Here is a 17,341-nt window from a genome sequence, read left to right on the forward strand (position 1 = left end):
AGAGAGAAGAAATAGAAGAAAATCGAATGTTTTAATTTACGATATAACGCTAGATAAACAATATGATATAAGAAATTAATGCATGAATTGGAGATGAATATAAGTGACCTCAATTATCATTATTAGTCATAGTGAAGATATCGCAAATGGGACTAAAGCACTACTGAATAAGATGGCAAGTAGTGTTAATATATTAGCATATGGTGGTGTCGATGGGGAGATTGGCACGTCATTTAGTGCAGTACAACGACTCATTAATAGTGTGGAAGAGGATGCTTTATGTTTTTACGATTTAGGATCTTCGGAAATGAATATTAACTTAGCCATTGAAAGATATAAAGGGCCGTATAATATTAAGAAAATGAACGCTCCTATCGTAGAAGGTAGTTTTACGGCTGCTGTTAAATTATCAGTGGGTGGTTCTACAGATGAAGTTATACAAGAAGTAGAAAAAACTTCATTTAAAACAACTGCATTTAAATAAAACAGTTGAATTTAACTAAATTATTATAATATGAAAATGAACTTTAATTATGATAGAATAGTAGTATTGCAAAATAGGTGGAGAGTAGGTGAGCCTTGTCATGCAAGAAAGCATTGAACAATATGTGTTAAGTGGCGAATTTGAACAGGTGAGACAAATAATGTCTCAAGCTGATTTTATGGATTTCGAAGAAGCCTACATTTCATGTGCACATGAACATGAAAGTATGATGTTTTATACATGTATCTTATATATGATTAAATTCGAAGAAACGGCAGAGTTACATGACTTAGCATTTCTTTTATTAGTATATCCATTGAGTGAAGTGGAAGGTGCAATAGATTCTGCATATTACCACGCACAATCTTCCATCCAATTAACCAATGGAAAAGAAATCAAAAGCTTGTTACAAATGTTATTATTACATGCTATACCTGAGCCCGTTATTTCAGATTCTGAAGCATTTAAAGTAGCGAAACAAATCTTGAAATTAGACCCAAGTAACCATGTCGCTAGAAACGCACTAAAAGAAACGGCAAAACGTATGGATAATGTAGTCGTTGATATTAATGAACTACAACAATATGGTGGCTCACAATAATCATTAATTATCACCATATAACCCAATACTAAGCTACATATATCGGTATGAAGACAGCATTTACGTTTTCATATCGTTTTTTTATTGGTTATCATTTATTATAAATTAGCTTCTCTTAATTATAAGACTTTAACAATTATGCCCACTACTAGTTACTCATTTATGAATTTGTTAACAAATTTAATAGTTTTTCAATTTTTTTCAATCTTTTCTAATAGTATTTAGCTCAGTACTTTCAGCCGATAAAGGTTGAGTTGCTACTGTTATACGCTATTGCATAATATTTTTAGTACGTTATAATTCTCAATGTGTCAAATTTAAGGAGGTTATTTTTTCGCATGGGTTTAAATAGAGAAGCTGTAAAAATTGGTTTCGCCTATGTCGGCATCGTAGTTGGTGCCGGATTCTCAACTGGCCAAGAAGTAATGCAATTCTTTACGCCTTATGGTCTATGGTCATATATAGGTGTATTAATTTCAGGGTTAATCCTTGGCTTTATTGGCCGACAAGTAGCTAAAATCGGTACTGCCTTTGAAGCTACGAATCACGAGTCAACGTTACAATATTTATTTGGAGAGAAGTTCAGTAAAATCTTCGACTATATACTTGTATTCTTCCTATTCGGTATAGCAGTAACTATGATTGCCGGATCGGGTTCTACATTCCAAGAAAGTTTTGGAATTCCAACGTGGTTAGGTGCACTTATTATGACAGTAGTGATTTACTTAACACTATTATTAGATTTTAATAAAATCGTTAGTGCACTTGGAATCGTTACACCATTTTTAATTATTATGGTAGTACTTATTGCGGTTTACTACTTATTTGCAGGTAGTGTTCCAATAAGTGAAGTTAATAGTACAGTAGAAAAAACAAGTATATTCTGGGGTGCCGTTAGAGGATTAATGTACGGTGGACTAGCATTTGCTGTCGGATTCAGTACGGTAGTTGCCATTGGTGGCGACGCATCTAAACGTAAAGTTTCTGGTGCAGGCGCAATGTTCGGTGGCGTTGTTTATACTATCTTACTTGCATTAATCAACTTTGCATTACAATCAGAATATCCAAAAATTAAGAACGCAGAAATTCCAACGCTCACACTTGCAAATGATATTAATCCATGGATTGGTCTTGTTTTAACTATCATTATGCTTGCGGTAATGTATAACACAATTTTAGGTCTATGCTATTCATTTGCTGCACGTTTTACAGAAACATACAGTAAAAAATATCATGTTTTCATCGTTATTATGATGATTGCTGCATTTATCCTAAGTTTCGTTGGTTTCGCAGACTTAATTAACTTCTTATATAATATTATGGGTGTAGTTGGCTTATTTATCGTTGTAGCAGTACTTATTAAGTACTACGTTCGTAAAAATGATAACAAAGACCACATTGCCTAGTTTTAAAATAACTAAACTTTACAATTTAAATTGAATGTTTTAATCTTAAAAGCAATTCGTGATAACGTCACGGATTGCTTTTCTTTTTAAAAAAGAGAAGTAATCTATTATATAAAGAGTTGAAAGGACTGCAAGAAATGAATAATCAACGGAAGTGGACGATAATTACATTTGTATTCATAATTATGGTCGGAGCTTTAATCGCATGGAATTTATACAGTCATTATCAACAAAATAAAAAAAACGTACAACAACATGAAAAGGTACAAATTAATAATCCTAATGTTAAGTTATTTCAAAATATTACTTATAACAAACATATTCCGAATAGTCAGTTAGATATTATTATGCCTTCTGACTTCAATAGTAAGACTCGATTACCAGTTATCTTTTGGATGCATGGCGGAGGGTATGTTGCGGGGGATAAACAATATAAAAATCCGTTGCTCGCACAAATTGCTGAGCAAGGTTATGTAGTGGTCAATGTCAATTATGCATTAGCGCCACATAATAAATATCCGACGCCACTCATTCAATTAAACGATGCAGTCCAATTCATTAAAGATAATAAAGAGCGCTTCCCAATTGATTTAAATCAAGTAGTTATAGGTGGGGACTCTGCAGGTGCGCAGCTTACAAGTCAATATGTAGCAATGCAATCCAACGAAGCATTACGCCAAGAGATGAATTTTGAACAGCAATTTATGCCTTCACAACTTAAAGGGGCCATCTTCTTTGGTGGATTTTATGATATGAAGACTGTAAGAGCTACAGAATTCCCAAGAATTAAAATGTTTATGCATAGTTATACTGGAGCTACACATTGGGAAACGGATTTTAAAGACATTTCTCAGATGTCAACGGTTAATCAGGTAACAAAAGATTATCCGTCAACATATTTATCAGTAGGCGATGCGGATCCATTCTATAGTCAAAACATTGCATTTTATCGTAAGTTAAAAGAAGAAGAGGTTCCTGTTAATACTTTATTCTATGATGGTTCACATCATTTACATCATCAATATCAATTTCATCTAGATAAACCGGAATCTAAAGAAAATATGAAAAGAGTACTAGCATTCCTAAGCCGAAATACTTCGTCATCTGGTGTGGAACAAAATCAACGTTCACCATTCGATGGTGCTACAGAACCAGATAAAAACTTTTCATTATCTCCATATTAAATTAGGTTTGAAACGCGAGCCAAACAATACGAAGTCTCCATATAAAAGGCGTAGAGGTGATTCAATCATCTCTACGCTATTATTTTGAGATTTATGTCCCAAACTCTTCTACGCCTTTTGTAATCTATATTCCTCTATCTTCAAGATAAGTATATGAATTTTACTTTCTTAGATGATAATTGTTTAAACATCTCGCTAAGATAGTTTAATATTATAGTGACTAGAGTATAATAAATACGAAACGAATAGTTTAAATGAGTAATTTAGCCATAACATATTGACTGTAATAAGTGCCATTGATGAATAATTTGTCTTTTAATTCACCTTCGATATTAAAATTAGCGCCTTTAAAGAGTTCTACGGCGCGAGCATTTTCAGGAACAACCGAAGCTTCGATACGTCTAATATTATGATTAATAGACCAGGCTTCAACGGCATTGATTAACGCTAGGCCAATACCATGTTTCTGATAGAGTTGTTTTACACCGATAGTGATAAAAGCTTGATGACGTGTACGTTCATAATCTTCAGTAGTCACAAAAGCATAAGCTACGAGTTGGTCATCTTGTTCTGCCACGTAAATTGTATTTCTTGGAGACGTAATAATACGTTCTAGATGGTCACTAACGCTTGAAATGCTTGGTGTATATTCACCAGGATTATATAATGTATAGTCAGATTCATCATAAATCTTGCTTAAAAGTTTAATAAAATTCTCAACGTCTTTTATACTGATTTCACGAATATTATGAGCCATGCGGCTTCCTCCCAATATGTTAAGCTATATTGCCTTACATAACATTATAGCAATAAATCTTAACGATACATATAATTATAAATTTTCAAAAGATAAAAGGGCAATTTCTAACATGAAACCAAATGTCTTATTAGCTGGTGGTAGTGGTTATATTGGTAAATATATAAGTAATGCACTTGAAAAAGATGCGAATGTCTATGCATTATCCAAATATCCTCATTCTAAGAAGAAAGAAGATACTCGAATTATCTGGCTCAAACGTGATATCTATAACTATGAAGACGTGGTAACGGCAATGGAAGGCATGGATATCGCCTATTTCTATTTAGATCCAAATAAACATTCGGCTAAATTAACACAAGCTACAGCGCGTGATTTGAACCTTATTGCTGCAGATAATTTTGCCAGAGCGGCAATGAAACAAGGGTTAGATAAAATTGTTTATGTAAAAGGAAGCCGTTTTGATAATGAAACGATTCAACGTTTAGAAAGTTATGGTGTGCCCGTTGAAACGACGCAAACCTATATCAAACGTCCTCATATTAATGTTGAATTACAAGTTTCAAAATACGACGATGTACGTACGGCATTAAAAATGGTATTACCTAGGAAATGGACATTATCTCACTTAGTCGACTACTTTATGACTTGGATTAATGATACACGTGGAACATTCATGCATACGTATAAAGAAAATGATAATTATATCGTATATTCGCGTAAGAAATCTAAGCCGTTGTTAATTTTAAAAAAAGTAACTAATGCTGAAGATTTTATAACATTTCATTTAGTTGGCGGATCAATGATAAAACCGAACTTGAAGAAACAAGGTAAATTAGAATTTCGACATATTAAAGGAACACGTCTAGTTGTTGTGCATTTATATGATTATATTCCAAGACTGTTTTGGCCTATTTATTATTTTGTCCAAGCTCCGCTACAAGGATTAATAATGAGAGGTTTTGAAATTGATTGTCGTATTAAGCACTTTAATGGACGTGTGCAATCAGGCGAGAAAATGAAATATACAAAATAGCAGGTGATACACTCATGCAAATATTATTAGTTGAAGACGATCAAACATTATTCCAAGAGTTGAAGAAAGAATTAGAACATTGGGATTTCTATGTTACGGGCATCGATGATTTTAGTGCTGTAATGGATAAGTTTGAAGAAGCTAAGCCTGAAATTGTGATTATGGATATACAATTACCAAAATATGATGGATTTTATTGGTGTCGCAAAATTAGACAAATTTCTAATGTGCCTATACTATTTTTATCCTCCCGTGACAATCCAATGGATCAAGTAATGAGTATGGAACTAGGTGCAGATGATTATATGCAAAAGCCATTTTATACCAATGTCCTAATAGCCAAATTACAAGCGATTTATCGTCGCGTTTACGAATTCGGTGCAGAAGAAAAGCGCACGCTTAATTGGCAAGATACGCTTGTTGATTTATCGAAAGACAGTATCCAAAAAGGCGATACAATTATTTACTTATCTAAAACTGAAATGATTATTTTAGAAATGTTGATTAAAAAGCAAAATCAGATCGTCACACGTGACACATTAATTACAGTATTGTGGGATGATGAGGCTTTTGTAAGTGATAATACATTAACCGTTAACGTGAACCGTCTGCGTAAAAAGCTATCCGAAATCGACATGGATACGCAGATTGAAACTAAAGTAGGTAAAGGTTATATGGCTCATGAGTAATGTAAAGTGGTTTTGGTTATTTCTTAAGACACGCAGTAATTGGATATTTTGGATAGTATTTTTACATCTTATCTTATTAGGTATGGCCTATATCGATTACGATATTTCGATTGAAAGTGTGAGCTATATCGTCATGTTAAACCTTGGTCTAACATGTCTGTTTCTAATTTTTGCTTTTCTAAAAGAAGTAAAACTATATCAACATTTATACAACAATAAAGAAATTGAAGAAATTAAACATAAAGATTTAGCTGAAGATCCTTTTCAACAACAAATCGTAAATTATCTATATCGCAAACTAACAAGTCAAAAAGAACGCGTCGTTGAGCAACAATTACATATTCAAACGTCTGAACAATCATTAACCGAATTTGTGCACGATATTAAAACGCCGGTTACTGCAATGAAATTGCTGATTGATCAAGAAGAGGACGTTAAACGAAAAAAAGCGTTGCTATACGAATGGGCGCGTATCAATGAATTGTTAGACAAGCAATTGTATCTCACACGATTAGAGTCTAAAAATCGCGATATGTATTTCGAAGAAGTAGCACTAAAACGACTTGTTATCGAGGAAATTCAATTGACGCGTCATATTAGTCAAACGAAAGGTATAGGATATGATTTGAACTTTGACATTAATCCAACTGTCTACACCGATGTGAAATGGTGTCGCATGATGATTCGTCAAATTTTATCTAATTCATTGAAGTATTCACAAGGTCAGGATATTCGCATTCGTTCTTTTGAACAAGATGGGCATGTCGCTCTCGAAATAACTGATAGAGGAAGAGGCATCAGTCACAAAGATTTACCTCGTATATTTGAACGTGGGTTTACGTCAACAGCCAACCGTAATGAAACTACGTCTTCTGGGATTGGCTTGTATTTAGTCGATAGTGTAAAAAAACAACTAGGCATTAAAATAAAAGTAGACTCCACGGTTGGTCAAGGCACTACTTTTATTTTGACGTTTCCTAAGCAAAATGAAATATTAAAACGTATGTCTGAAGTGACAACACTGTCATTTTAAACCTGCAATTTGTTACTTAATCTTCATTTTTCAATAGAACACAACCTATATAATTAAAGTGAATTAAAGGTGAAAATATCAAAATTGAGGAAAATAATTATGAATGAGGAGGTGAAGTAATGACGTGACCATTTTACAGGCGAAACAAGTAACCAAAACATATGGTGCAAAAAATATGAAACAAGAAGTCTTGAAAGGGATAGATTTATCCATTGAAGCGGGAGAATTTATCTCTATTATGGGGCCTTCAGGGTCAGGCAAAACAACGTTGCTAAATGTATTGAGTTCTATCGATTATTTAACTCATGGATCAGTCGTCTTGGGTGATCAACAATTAGAAAAATTATCTAACAAAGCTTTATCGGAAATTAGAAAAAAGGATATCGGTTTTATCTTTCAAGATTACAATTTACTTCATACATTAACAGTAAAAGAAAATATCGTATTACCCTTATCCGTACAAAAATTGAATAAAAAAGAAATGAATGAGCGCTATCAACGAATTACAGAAACGCTTAATATTTTTGATATTAGTGATAAGTACCCATCTGAAATTTCAGGAGGCCAACGTCAACGTGCGTCAGCTGCCCGTGCTTTTATCACACATCCAAAGATTATCTTTGCAGATGAACCCACAGGAGCATTAGATTCTAAAAATACGCGAGATTTGTTACATCGTTTTCAAAAAATTAATCAATTGTATAATGCGACGATTGTAATGGTGACACATGATCCTCTTGCGGCAAGTTTTTCAGATCGGGTTGTCATGTTAAAAGATGGCCAAATCTTCACAGAGTTATATCAAGGTGAAGATGATAAACAAGTGTTTCATAAAGAAATATTGCGTGCGCAAAGTATTTTAGGTGGCATGATGTATGAGTTTTAGTCACATTATTTGGAAAAATTTCCAACAAAATATTACGCATTACGCGATTTATATCTTTTCATTAATTTTAAGCATCGTCTTATTTTATAGCTTTATAACGATTAAATATGTACATCATCTACATTTACATCAATCCATGTCGGTTATTAAACAAGGTACGCAAGTCGGCAGTTATTTTTTATTCATAATTATTATCGTCTTTATTATGTATACGAATATGTTGTTTATTAAACGGCGTAGTTATGAGTTTGGGTTATTACAAACGATTGGTTTAAATAAAAAGCGCATTATTTACATGTTAATGTTAGAACAATTATTTATATTCTTGATTACAGCTATTTTAGGCATGATCATTGGCGTGTTAGGATCTAAAATTCTTTTAATGATTGTGTTGAAATTATTAGGTATTCATACCTCGGTGTCTATTATTTTTAGTTTTCAAGCCATCGCACAAACATTATTTATTTTGATCATTTCTTATATTTTAATCATTGTGCAAGCGTGGATTTATCTAAATAAAAATTCAATAAAAAGTTTGATGAGTTTTCAAGATACGAAAGAAGAAAGCCAAGTTAATATTACATTGGGCGAAGTCGTTTTAGGTATCCTTGGCATTTTATTTATCTTAGCAGGTTATTATTTATCAACACGATTTATGGAATTATTAGATCATATTTTGTTACCATTCGTAATTTTATTTTTAACTGTTATCGGTGCGTACTTCTTCTTTAGAAGTACAGTTTCTCTCATACTAAAAATCATCAAACACTTTAAAGGTGGAAATGTGACTGTAAATGATGTTATTTTTACATCATCGCTCATGTTTCGTATTCGAAAGAATGCATTTTCACTTACCGTAATGGCAATTATTTCGGCGATTACTGTATCTGTTCTTTGTTTCGCAGCGCTTAGCCGGGGCTCTTTAAGTAATGAAGTATTACTAGAATCTCCTCATGAAGTGACATTGAAAGATGAAAATATTGCTAATGAACTGGGTTTTGAACTTGGAAGACATCATATCGCGTATCAATATGATTTTAAAGAAGTGGTTTATTCTAAAGTGTATAAAGATCATTTATTCGATGTGAGTCAAGCACAGCCTTATGCAGTTACAGTGACTAGTGACAAATATTTTCCTAATATTTCTTTGGAAAAGGGACAAGCGAATTTAATTATCCCAGAAGGTTTAATTCATGATTTAGCAAAACATAGAGAAAATGGCACTATGGCAATAGGAACTAAGAAAACACATGTAAATGTAAAACTGCATAAAGTGATAAATAAAATATACTTTAAAGAGAGTATAGATTTGGGAGGACCAACGTTAGTTCTTAGTGATAAAGAATATAATTATTTGAAAGCCCATGCTAAAAATAAATATATTGTGCCTCAATATGGCTTTGACCTGAAACATAACAAGGATATTCCAAAATTAGAAAAAATAGTTAGCGGAATTAGTGGAGATGTACAAACACGAAGCGAAGTAGTGAGTGAAGCCTCAAGTTTAACTGGAATTTTATTATTTGTTACATCTTTCTTAGGAATAGCGTTCTTAATTGCGACAGGATGTATTATTTATATTAAACAAATAGATGAGACAGAAGATGAACTAGAGAGTTATTCAATTTTGAGAAAATTAGGATTTACACAGAAAGATATAGCGAGAGGGTTAATGCTTAAAGTCGCATTTAACTTCGGTCTGCCTTTAATTATTGCACTATTGCATGCCTATTTTGCTTCACTCGTTTTTATGAAGCTCATTGGGTTCGCAAATCAAACGCCAATATTTGTGGTAATGGCGATTTATACGGTTATTTATAGCATCTTTGCAATCATCGCTTATAACCATTCAAAACGGACGATTAACCACTCAATTTAAGCTAAAGTTGAAGGAATGTTTCGTATTTGTAAAGAATTTGTAAATGCAATTGTGGATATGTAAATTTTGTGATATTTTCAAATAGGAACAAATTCAATGATGGAGTATGACGTAAAAAACAGTAAAACATTATATTTACATAAAATTTACAAATAGTCAGAAAATAGGCTTTTGAAAAGTTCTTATTGTAAATGTATTCTTGATTTAAGTTGTCTTACAAGAATAAAAAAATTAACAATGTGATTGATAACAATCGCTATAATGGAGGCTTTATAATGTTTACTAAGAAAAAGGATAAGTTCATGGTTCAATTAGAAGAAATGGTATTCAACTTGGACCGTGCAGCCGTTGAATTCGGGAAAATGGACTTCAATACGCATTTAGATCTCAAAGCTTATTCTGACAATATCAAGACTTATGAGTCACATGGTGATGAACTTATGCACCAAGTTATTACGGATCTAAATCAAACATTCATTACACCTATTGAGCGTGAGGACATTTTATCATTATGTAATGCCATTGATGATGTGCTTGACGCAATGGAAGAAACTTCTGCAATGTTTGAAATGTATTCAATTGAATATACTGATGAGTACATGGCTGAATTCGTAGAAAATATCCAAAAAGCAGTAGCGGAAATGAAGTTAGCTGTTGGTTTATTAGTTGAAAAGAAATTATCTCACATGCGTATTCATTCAATTAATATTAAAGAATTTGAAACAAATTGTGATGGTATTTTACGCCAATCAATTAAACACATTTTCAACAGCGAAACTGACCCAATCACATTAATTAAAATAAAAGATATTTATGAAAGTATGGAAGAAATCGCTGATAAATGTCAGGTTGTAGCAAATAATTTCGAAACGATTATCATGAAAAATAGCTAAGGGAGTTTTAATTTATGGAGTACGTATTAATCATCACTATAGCTATCGTTATATTTTCTTTAATCTTTGACTTTATCAATGGTTTCCATGATACAGCCAATGCGATTGCTACAGCAGTGTCAACACGAGCATTGACCCCTAGAACTGCTATCTTCTTAGCAGCGATTATGAACTTTGTCGGTGCTTTAACGTTTACTGGAGTTGCCGGTACCATCACAAAGGATATCGTCGACCCATTTAAATTAGATAACGGATTAGTAGTAGTACTAGCGGCCATTTTAGCAGCGATAATTTGGAACTTATTAACATGGTTATATGGAATCCCAAGTTCTTCATCGCACGCATTAATTGGTTCAATTGCTGGTGCAGCAGTAATGGCTCAAGGTTTTGGTGTATTACATTATCAAGGATTTACTAAAATTATCATTGTATTAATCATTTCACCAATTATTGCATTCTGTGTTGGTTTTATTATGTATACAATTGTAAAAATTGTCTTTAAGAATGCAAACCTTACTAGAGCGAATCGTAATTTCCGATTCTTCCAAGTATTTACTGCAGCATTACAATCATTCTCACATGGTACGAATGATGCGCAAAAATCAATGGGTATCATTACGTTAGCTTTAATTGTGGCTAATATACAAGACCCTGCAAATGTAGAGCCAGCACTTTGGGTTAAAATTGCTTGTGCGACTGCAATGGGTCTAGGTACGGCTATTGGTGGTTGGAAAATCATCAAAACAGTGGGAGGAAACATTATGAAAATCCGCCCAGCTAATGGTGCGGCAGCTGATATTTCATCAGCGTTAACTATTTTCGTAGCGTCATCATTACACTTCCCATTATCAACAACACACGTTGTATCTTCATCAATCCTTGGTGTAGGGGCTTCTAACCGTGCTAAAGGTGTTAAATGGAGTACTGCACAACGTATGATTATTACATGGGTCATTACATTACCTATATCTGCAATTTTAGCAGCAATTATTTATTTAATAATGAATATTTTCTTATAACATTTAAAATGAGGTTGAGACGTCGTTTATCGATTTTCTAGCGTATAAACAATTGATGTCTCAACCTCATTTTTTGTCTAAGTAATTCATACTGTAGTTAACTGAAACTATAAAACGATACAAAATAAGCCTATCAATAAATTTTTCTACTGAAAAATATTGATAGGCTTATGGTTTGTATATTTGAATATTGTTTTATACGTTCATAATTTTAACGAATCTAATTTTATCGGATTTGATATTAATGAATATAATTATAACTTGAAACTACAGACGCAGGAATGGTACGTGTATTTGTGTTATATGGACCATTAGCATAATTCATTTCTGAAATTAAAATACTACCATCTGCATTCACACGTTCAACATAGGCTACATGACCATAATAACCAGAAGTCGATTGCATAATCGCACCTACTGTTGGTCTATGATCAACACTATAGCCATCTGCAGCAGCCTTGCCAGCCCAATATTTAGCATCTGACCAATATGTACTGATAGTATTTCCAGCTTTCGCACGACGATCAAATACATACCAAGTACATTGACCAGAAGTATATAAGTTTTGATGGTTAAAAGTTGGACTTTGATAACCGTTACTTTGGTTTGAAGTAGCATTGTTAGGGTTTGGATTAGTTAGTGTCTTTTTAGGCGTTGTAGAGCTATTTGGAATTTTTAATTGTTGGTTAGGTGAAATTAAATATCCAGATAACTTATTCGTTCTTATAATCGCATTCACTGAAACACCATGTTTATTAGCGATAGCATAAAGTGAATCACCAGCTTTAACTGTATAAGTAGATGATGAAGCTACTGTCGTTGGATTTCCATTTGATGTACTATTACTATTATTGCCCCCAATAGTAAGTACTTGGCCAGGTAAAATCACGTTATTAGATAAATTATTACTTTGCTTAATATTTTTTACTGATGTGTTGTATTTACTAGCAATACTCCATAAAGATTCACCAGATTTTACCGTATGTTGTGTGGATGCTTCAGCGTTATGATGCGAGAATACTGCTACTGCCCCGGATGCAACAGAAACTGCGACTGCTAACTTTTTCAAACTTGATGTCCTCCTTGAAACTTTTTATTTTATAAAAATTAGAATTTATCATTCCAAACTCTTTATATATCCTTTATAAATTAATTCGTATATCACGTATTCATACTATCAAAAATGTAGACTACTGTGGGCGTTGTTATTATCTTGTAATATTGTTAATATTTGTCCTATTATATGTAAAAGTCCTATAACCATTGGCACACATGATGTGAAGCCTTGTGGAAATAATATATAAATTTTATAAGAAAATAAATTTGTAACATTTCAGCTCGAAAAATGACAATTTACTTGTGAATTAAAAGTACTAAAAATGGCTCAACAATGGGCTTTATAGTTGTAAAAAACATAGTTGCAATAAACACTTTTAAAAAGGTGGATTAATTTGAAAATAAATAATTTAAAGATAATTGGGTACTGTAAAAGTAGATAAAATAAACCTTTTTAATCTTTAGTAAGATAATGTACAATCAAGATAAATATTTAGTATGAAAATCAAAGAGGGGTCAAAAATGTCTCAGTCTTCAAATACGGCGCAAAACGCAGCGTCTAATAAAAAAGTAAAAAATAAAAGTCATCATAGCCAAAGTACTCACGCTTATGCTAAAGTGTGGTTATTCTTTACATATTACTGGATTATCTTTGGTATCGGTTGTTACTTTGGCCAATACTTACCAATGGAATGGAGACGACCATTATCAATTGGTTTATTCGTACTTATACTAGCGACTTTATTTATAAAACGCGCACGTAAGTACGGTCTAGTCATTTCACATATCTATGCCATTATAGTAGGCTTATTGTCTTACGCTACCTTTACAACCTATATGCAAAACTTAGGTCCAGATGTATTTTATAAAAATGTATTACTAGCAATTGGCGCATTTATCATCTTCGGAATATTGGGGTACTTTATAATCAATGATGCCTCAAGTCTTGGTAAATACTTATTTGTAGCTTTTATTGCTTTAATCATTGGTGGGTTAATTGGAATGTTTGTTCATAATCCAATTTATCATACAGCGATTACTATTATCGGCTTAATTTTATTCTTAATGTACACATTATATGATTTTAATAGAATGAAGCGTGGTAGTTTTACGCCTAGGGAAATGGGCTTTAACTTATTTATTAACCTGCTTAATATTATTAAAGACGTTTTACGATTAGCCAATCGCTTTAAAAACTAAACAAAAACACATATAATCCATTATTACGAATTTAAGATGTTGACGAATTGTTTTCATTTTCGATTTTGTAGGGAGTGGTGCAGAAATCCAGTATGCATTGAAAGATTTCACCGTCCTGTTCCGGCAAACTTAACTAGAAATGACAATCGAAGTTGTAGTATGTGATCATTTCGACTAACTATTGCCAAATTAAGCAGTCTAGCACATTTGATTATAAATGACTGAGACTCCTACAAATCATTTAAAATTGAGGCAATATCGTAACATCTTTTTTTAAAATTAGTAGATACCCAATTTAGAAAAAAATTAATATATTCTTACTTGTGTTTTTGATTTAGAATTAATATTGTGGTAGATTTACATTTAAACAATATATATAAGTTATGTTCTTGAAGATAATTTAGTACAATTAAAAGAAAGGCTATCATGAATAGAAAGAGGTTAATATATGTCTAATGCCTATTTTCATTTACTTACCAAACATGAGTATAAAATGACGCGCTGTCAAGATGGTATTATTTTACTTTTTCCAATAGAAGGCCAACTGAAAATTCAGCACTTTACCAAAAATATTACAATTGAAAATGAAATATATATTATCAATAATACGGATATCTTTTCGATAAAAGAGAATAGTAAAACATTGATGGTTTATATTGCTAGCGACTGGTTTAGAGACGAAGGGTTCGATTTCTTCGATTATAAATATTCTACAAATCTGCTTAAATCAGTGAATGCCATAAAAAAGGCGTTACTTCAATTAGCAATTAATCATTTAAAAGATGCTAATGTCTCTGAAGATGCAAAACATATAAGAGATATTGTTAATATTATTGGTAAACAGGGCAGTATGGAAAAAAGTATTGCTAATAATCAGTATCATTTTTCATATTATGGTGAGTTAAGCGATGTATTGGAATATATTAATAAAAATATAGATAAACGATTAACTTTAAAAGATATTTCATCTCATTTATTTACATCAAAATCTAATTTGTCGGCACAGTTTAATCAAGTGTTAAATATGGGGTTTAAATCATACGTCGATACGCTTAAAATAGCCACTTCGTTTGAGCAATTGTTAACTACCGATTATACAATTAGTTTGATTAGTGAAAACTTAGGATTTAGTAATGCGTCGAGCTACTCTAAAACATTTAAAAGCTACGTGGGCATCACGCCAAATGATTATCGATCCTGTAGTAAATACGAGAAAGATATTGATATGGACTATGAAAGTCATATAGACGATAGTCTTGAAAAAATCAATCATCTTATACATTCTAAGCACCAATATTACCAAGAAAAATTGAATATAATATATATGTCGATTCGGAGACAGAAGAAGTCGTCGAACCATACTATTTGGTATTACAAATTAATACCATAGAAGAAATAAAATTATTGTTCTTACAAGATTTTGCGAGACCGTTACATCATGAAAATTCTTCACTTATGTACTATTTAAAAGTGGACATGCGTGATATAAAAGACCAATTCACCATTTATGAGCGTCAACTTATGTTCGAATACATTATAAAAAATGATTTAAATGTAATTTTCAGATTAGAAGATTTAGGATTAGTTGATTTTCTAGAATCTAATTATGAAGATGTGATGGACCATTTCAAAGCGAATAACATTCCGGTGGACGGTGGACATGAGCTAGGTCTTGTATTTGATTTAGATGAAATAGATTTAAAAACCATCTATCGTGTCATATTAAAAATTCAACATAAAACAAGTCGTTTTTCTTTCGGTCTAGAAATTAGTAAACTATTAAATGACCCCGTACTGTTTAAAACGATAGAATCGCAAATTAAACGTATTAATTTCGAGTTTTTATATATAGATAATGCTAAATTGAAAATGCCATACTTAATTGAGAAAAATGAGCGTCTTTTAGTTAAAAATATATTACGTTATCAGAATATTAGAGAAATCTTACAGCAAATAGACTTAGAAAATAAGAAAATAATATTCCTTAACTTTGAAAATCATAATTTTATAAATAATCAAAATGGCAATTTAAATAATAGTGCACCATTATTAATAGAAACAATCGTAAAAACAGCTAGGTATTTTAATGGCATTAGTTTTAATTTTAAACATTACACTGATTTGTTTAACGCATTGTACTTATTTGATGAAAATGGCTTCAAATCTATTTTAGGAACCATGATAGATCAGTTGGTTTCAGTAAATATACAACCAAAATTGATTAAAGATAATTATATTATTGTTAATGACGAGGACAGTTATACGGTATTTCTGTATGATTGGCGTGTATTAGAAAGTGAGTCGCGTGAGGTAGATTATGAACAAACAGACACACACATAGATTTTAAAAACGCAGATTTAAAAGATAAATACCTTGTGAAGATTCAAAAGATAGATGACTATCATGGCAATATTAACCATATTATTTCGCCAGATATTAGAGAAAAATACCAATGGTCTACAAAATTTTTACGCAATATGAATGATTTAACCCACCCAGCATATAAAATTCGAGAACATAACTTTAAAAAAGGTCCGCTAAAAATAAAACTAAATTATAATTCACTTTATATTATCAAAATTTACAAAAAAAGATGATGACGAAAAGAGTATTGCACAACAATATTTGACTTTGTTAGTAAATTTAACAAAAATTTCAAAACAAATGAAAACGACAGGCTTTCAAATATAAAGGATAATGGATAGTAAGTTGTCTGCTTATATTTGGAGGTGCAAGTAGCATTGAACAATGACAAGATGAATAAATTATTAGATTTTTACAAACAATATAAAGCATTATCAGAATATATAGATAAACAATATAAGTTGACATTAAATGATTTAGCTTTATTAAAATTAGCTCATAAATATACGATTGATGATCAAATACTTATGCAATCATTTTTAAAAATTGCAATAGACGAGTTAGATTTAAGTAGAACTAAATTATTAGTATCAATACGTAGACTTATAGAAAAAGAGAGATTAAGTAAAGTTCGTTCCACTGAAGATGAACGTAAAATTTTTATTTATATGGATGAAACGAATAACGAAAAATTCGATGCTTTATTTAATGATGTTGAAGAATTTTTAAACATTTAATTGTACTAATTGGGAGAGTACTGACAGAGGCAATGCTTTGTCAGTATTTTTTTATGTTTAAAATGAAATACATGGTCGTTGCTTATCACTTTAGACAACGTTCTATGAATGCTATA

17 protein-coding genes are annotated in these 17,341 nt (G+C 31.8%); 15 read left to right on the forward strand and 2 right to left on the reverse strand.

Annotated features, from left to right (window positions below):
• Positions 1-103 precede the first annotated feature (103 nt).
• From dhaM to HS848_RS00710, 4 genes are all read left to right on the forward strand, one after another.
• Positions 104-484 carry a dihydroxyacetone kinase phosphoryl donor subunit DhaM gene (dhaM, locus tag HS848_RS00695; protein ID WP_198610907.1) on the forward strand — a complete coding sequence of 127 codons (381 nt, stop codon included), beginning with the start codon at positions 104-106 and terminating at the stop codon, positions 482-484.
• A gap of 100 nt (positions 485-584) precedes the next feature.
• Positions 585-1,085: a hypothetical protein gene (locus tag HS848_RS00700; protein ID WP_107507139.1), complete on the forward strand. Its 501-nt coding sequence runs from the start codon at positions 585-587 to the stop codon at positions 1,083-1,085.
• A gap of 338 nt (positions 1,086-1,423) precedes the next feature.
• Entirely contained in the window at positions 1,424-2,491 is a 1,068-nt protein-coding gene (locus HS848_RS00705; RefSeq protein WP_107507138.1) for a YkvI family membrane protein, read from the forward strand.
• 137 nt (positions 2,492-2,628) lie between these two features.
• The gene (locus HS848_RS00710; RefSeq protein ID WP_198610908.1) at positions 2,629-3,675 is read left to right on the forward strand and encodes an alpha/beta hydrolase; all 1,047 of its coding nucleotides are present in this window, start codon (positions 2,629-2,631) and stop codon (positions 3,673-3,675) included.
• 250 nt (positions 3,676-3,925) lie between these two features.
• On the opposite strand, the gene HS848_RS00715 is transcribed toward HS848_RS00710, so the two are convergent.
• On the reverse strand, positions 3,926-4,432 hold the full coding sequence (locus HS848_RS00715) for a GNAT family N-acetyltransferase (RefSeq protein ID WP_107507136.1): 507 nt from the start codon (positions 4,430-4,432) through the stop codon (positions 3,926-3,928).
• Between the two features lie 112 nt (positions 4,433-4,544).
• Here HS848_RS00715 and HS848_RS00720 point away from each other — a divergent pair, with 112 nt between their 5' ends.
• The 7 genes from HS848_RS00720 to HS848_RS00750 all read left to right on the forward strand — a co-directional run bounded on the left by HS848_RS00720 (position 4,545) and on the right by HS848_RS00750 (position 11,867).
• Positions 4,545-5,468, forward strand: coding sequence for an NAD(P)H-binding protein (locus HS848_RS00720; protein ID WP_107507135.1), 924 nt, complete (start codon positions 4,545-4,547; stop codon positions 5,466-5,468).
• 14 nt (positions 5,469-5,482) lie between these two features.
• On the forward strand, positions 5,483-6,157 hold the full coding sequence (gene graR / locus HS848_RS00725) for a response regulator transcription factor GraR/ApsR (RefSeq protein WP_198610909.1): 675 nt from the start codon (positions 5,483-5,485) through the stop codon (positions 6,155-6,157).
• Complete coding sequence (locus HS848_RS00730; protein WP_107507133.1) at positions 6,150-7,190, forward strand: sensor histidine kinase; 1,041 nt, start codon at positions 6,150-6,152, stop codon at positions 7,188-7,190. The genes graR and HS848_RS00730 overlap by 8 nt, the downstream gene beginning before the upstream one ends.
• 124 nt (positions 7,191-7,314) lie before the next feature.
• Positions 7,315-8,076, forward strand: coding sequence for an ABC transporter ATP-binding protein (locus tag HS848_RS00735; RefSeq protein ID WP_198610910.1), 762 nt, complete (start codon positions 7,315-7,317; stop codon positions 8,074-8,076).
• A complete protein-coding gene (locus tag HS848_RS00740) occupies positions 8,066-9,955 on the forward strand; it encodes an FtsX-like permease family protein (RefSeq protein WP_198610911.1) in 1,890 nt (629 codons plus the stop codon). The genes HS848_RS00735 and HS848_RS00740 overlap by 11 nt, the downstream gene beginning before the upstream one ends.
• 275 nt (positions 9,956-10,230) lie before the next feature.
• Complete coding sequence (locus HS848_RS00745) at positions 10,231-10,848, forward strand: DUF47 domain-containing protein (RefSeq protein WP_011276491.1); 618 nt, start codon at positions 10,231-10,233, stop codon at positions 10,846-10,848.
• Between the two features lie 14 nt (positions 10,849-10,862).
• Positions 10,863-11,867 carry an inorganic phosphate transporter gene (locus tag HS848_RS00750; RefSeq protein ID WP_198610912.1) on the forward strand — a complete coding sequence of 335 codons (1,005 nt, stop codon included), beginning with the start codon at positions 10,863-10,865 and terminating at the stop codon, positions 11,865-11,867.
• Positions 11,868-12,108: 241 nt separating this feature from the next.
• On the opposite strand, the gene HS848_RS00755 is transcribed toward HS848_RS00750, so the two are convergent.
• Positions 12,109-12,936, reverse strand: a complete 828-nt coding sequence (locus HS848_RS00755) for a LysM peptidoglycan-binding domain-containing protein (RefSeq protein ID WP_198610913.1) — start codon at positions 12,934-12,936, stop codon at positions 12,109-12,111.
• A 509-nt stretch (positions 12,937-13,445) separates the two neighbouring features.
• Between HS848_RS00755 and HS848_RS00760 the strand changes: the two genes are divergently transcribed.
• From HS848_RS00760 to HS848_RS00770, 4 genes are all read left to right on the forward strand, one after another.
• Positions 13,446-14,123, forward strand: a complete 678-nt coding sequence (locus HS848_RS00760; protein WP_198610914.1) for a Bax inhibitor-1/YccA family protein — start codon at positions 13,446-13,448, stop codon at positions 14,121-14,123.
• 448 nt (positions 14,124-14,571) lie between these two features.
• Positions 14,572-15,513 carry a helix-turn-helix transcriptional regulator gene (locus HS848_RS12650; protein WP_232806045.1) on the forward strand — a complete coding sequence of 314 codons (942 nt, stop codon included), beginning with the start codon at positions 14,572-14,574 and terminating at the stop codon, positions 15,511-15,513.
• Positions 15,514-15,527: 14 nt separating this feature from the next.
• Positions 15,528-16,721, forward strand: a complete 1,194-nt coding sequence (locus HS848_RS12655) for a hypothetical protein (protein ID WP_232806046.1) — start codon at positions 15,528-15,530, stop codon at positions 16,719-16,721.
• A 159-nt stretch (positions 16,722-16,880) separates the two neighbouring features.
• Positions 16,881-17,225 carry a transcriptional regulator, SarA/Rot family gene (locus tag HS848_RS00770; RefSeq protein WP_408642063.1) on the forward strand — a complete coding sequence of 115 codons (345 nt, stop codon included), beginning with the start codon at positions 16,881-16,883 and terminating at the stop codon, positions 17,223-17,225.
• Positions 17,226-17,341: the final 116 nt, after the last annotated feature.

Source organism: Staphylococcus caledonicus (assembly GCF_016238465.1).
GTDB classification, from domain to species: domain Bacteria; phylum Bacillota; class Bacilli; order Staphylococcales; family Staphylococcaceae; genus Staphylococcus; species Staphylococcus caledonicus.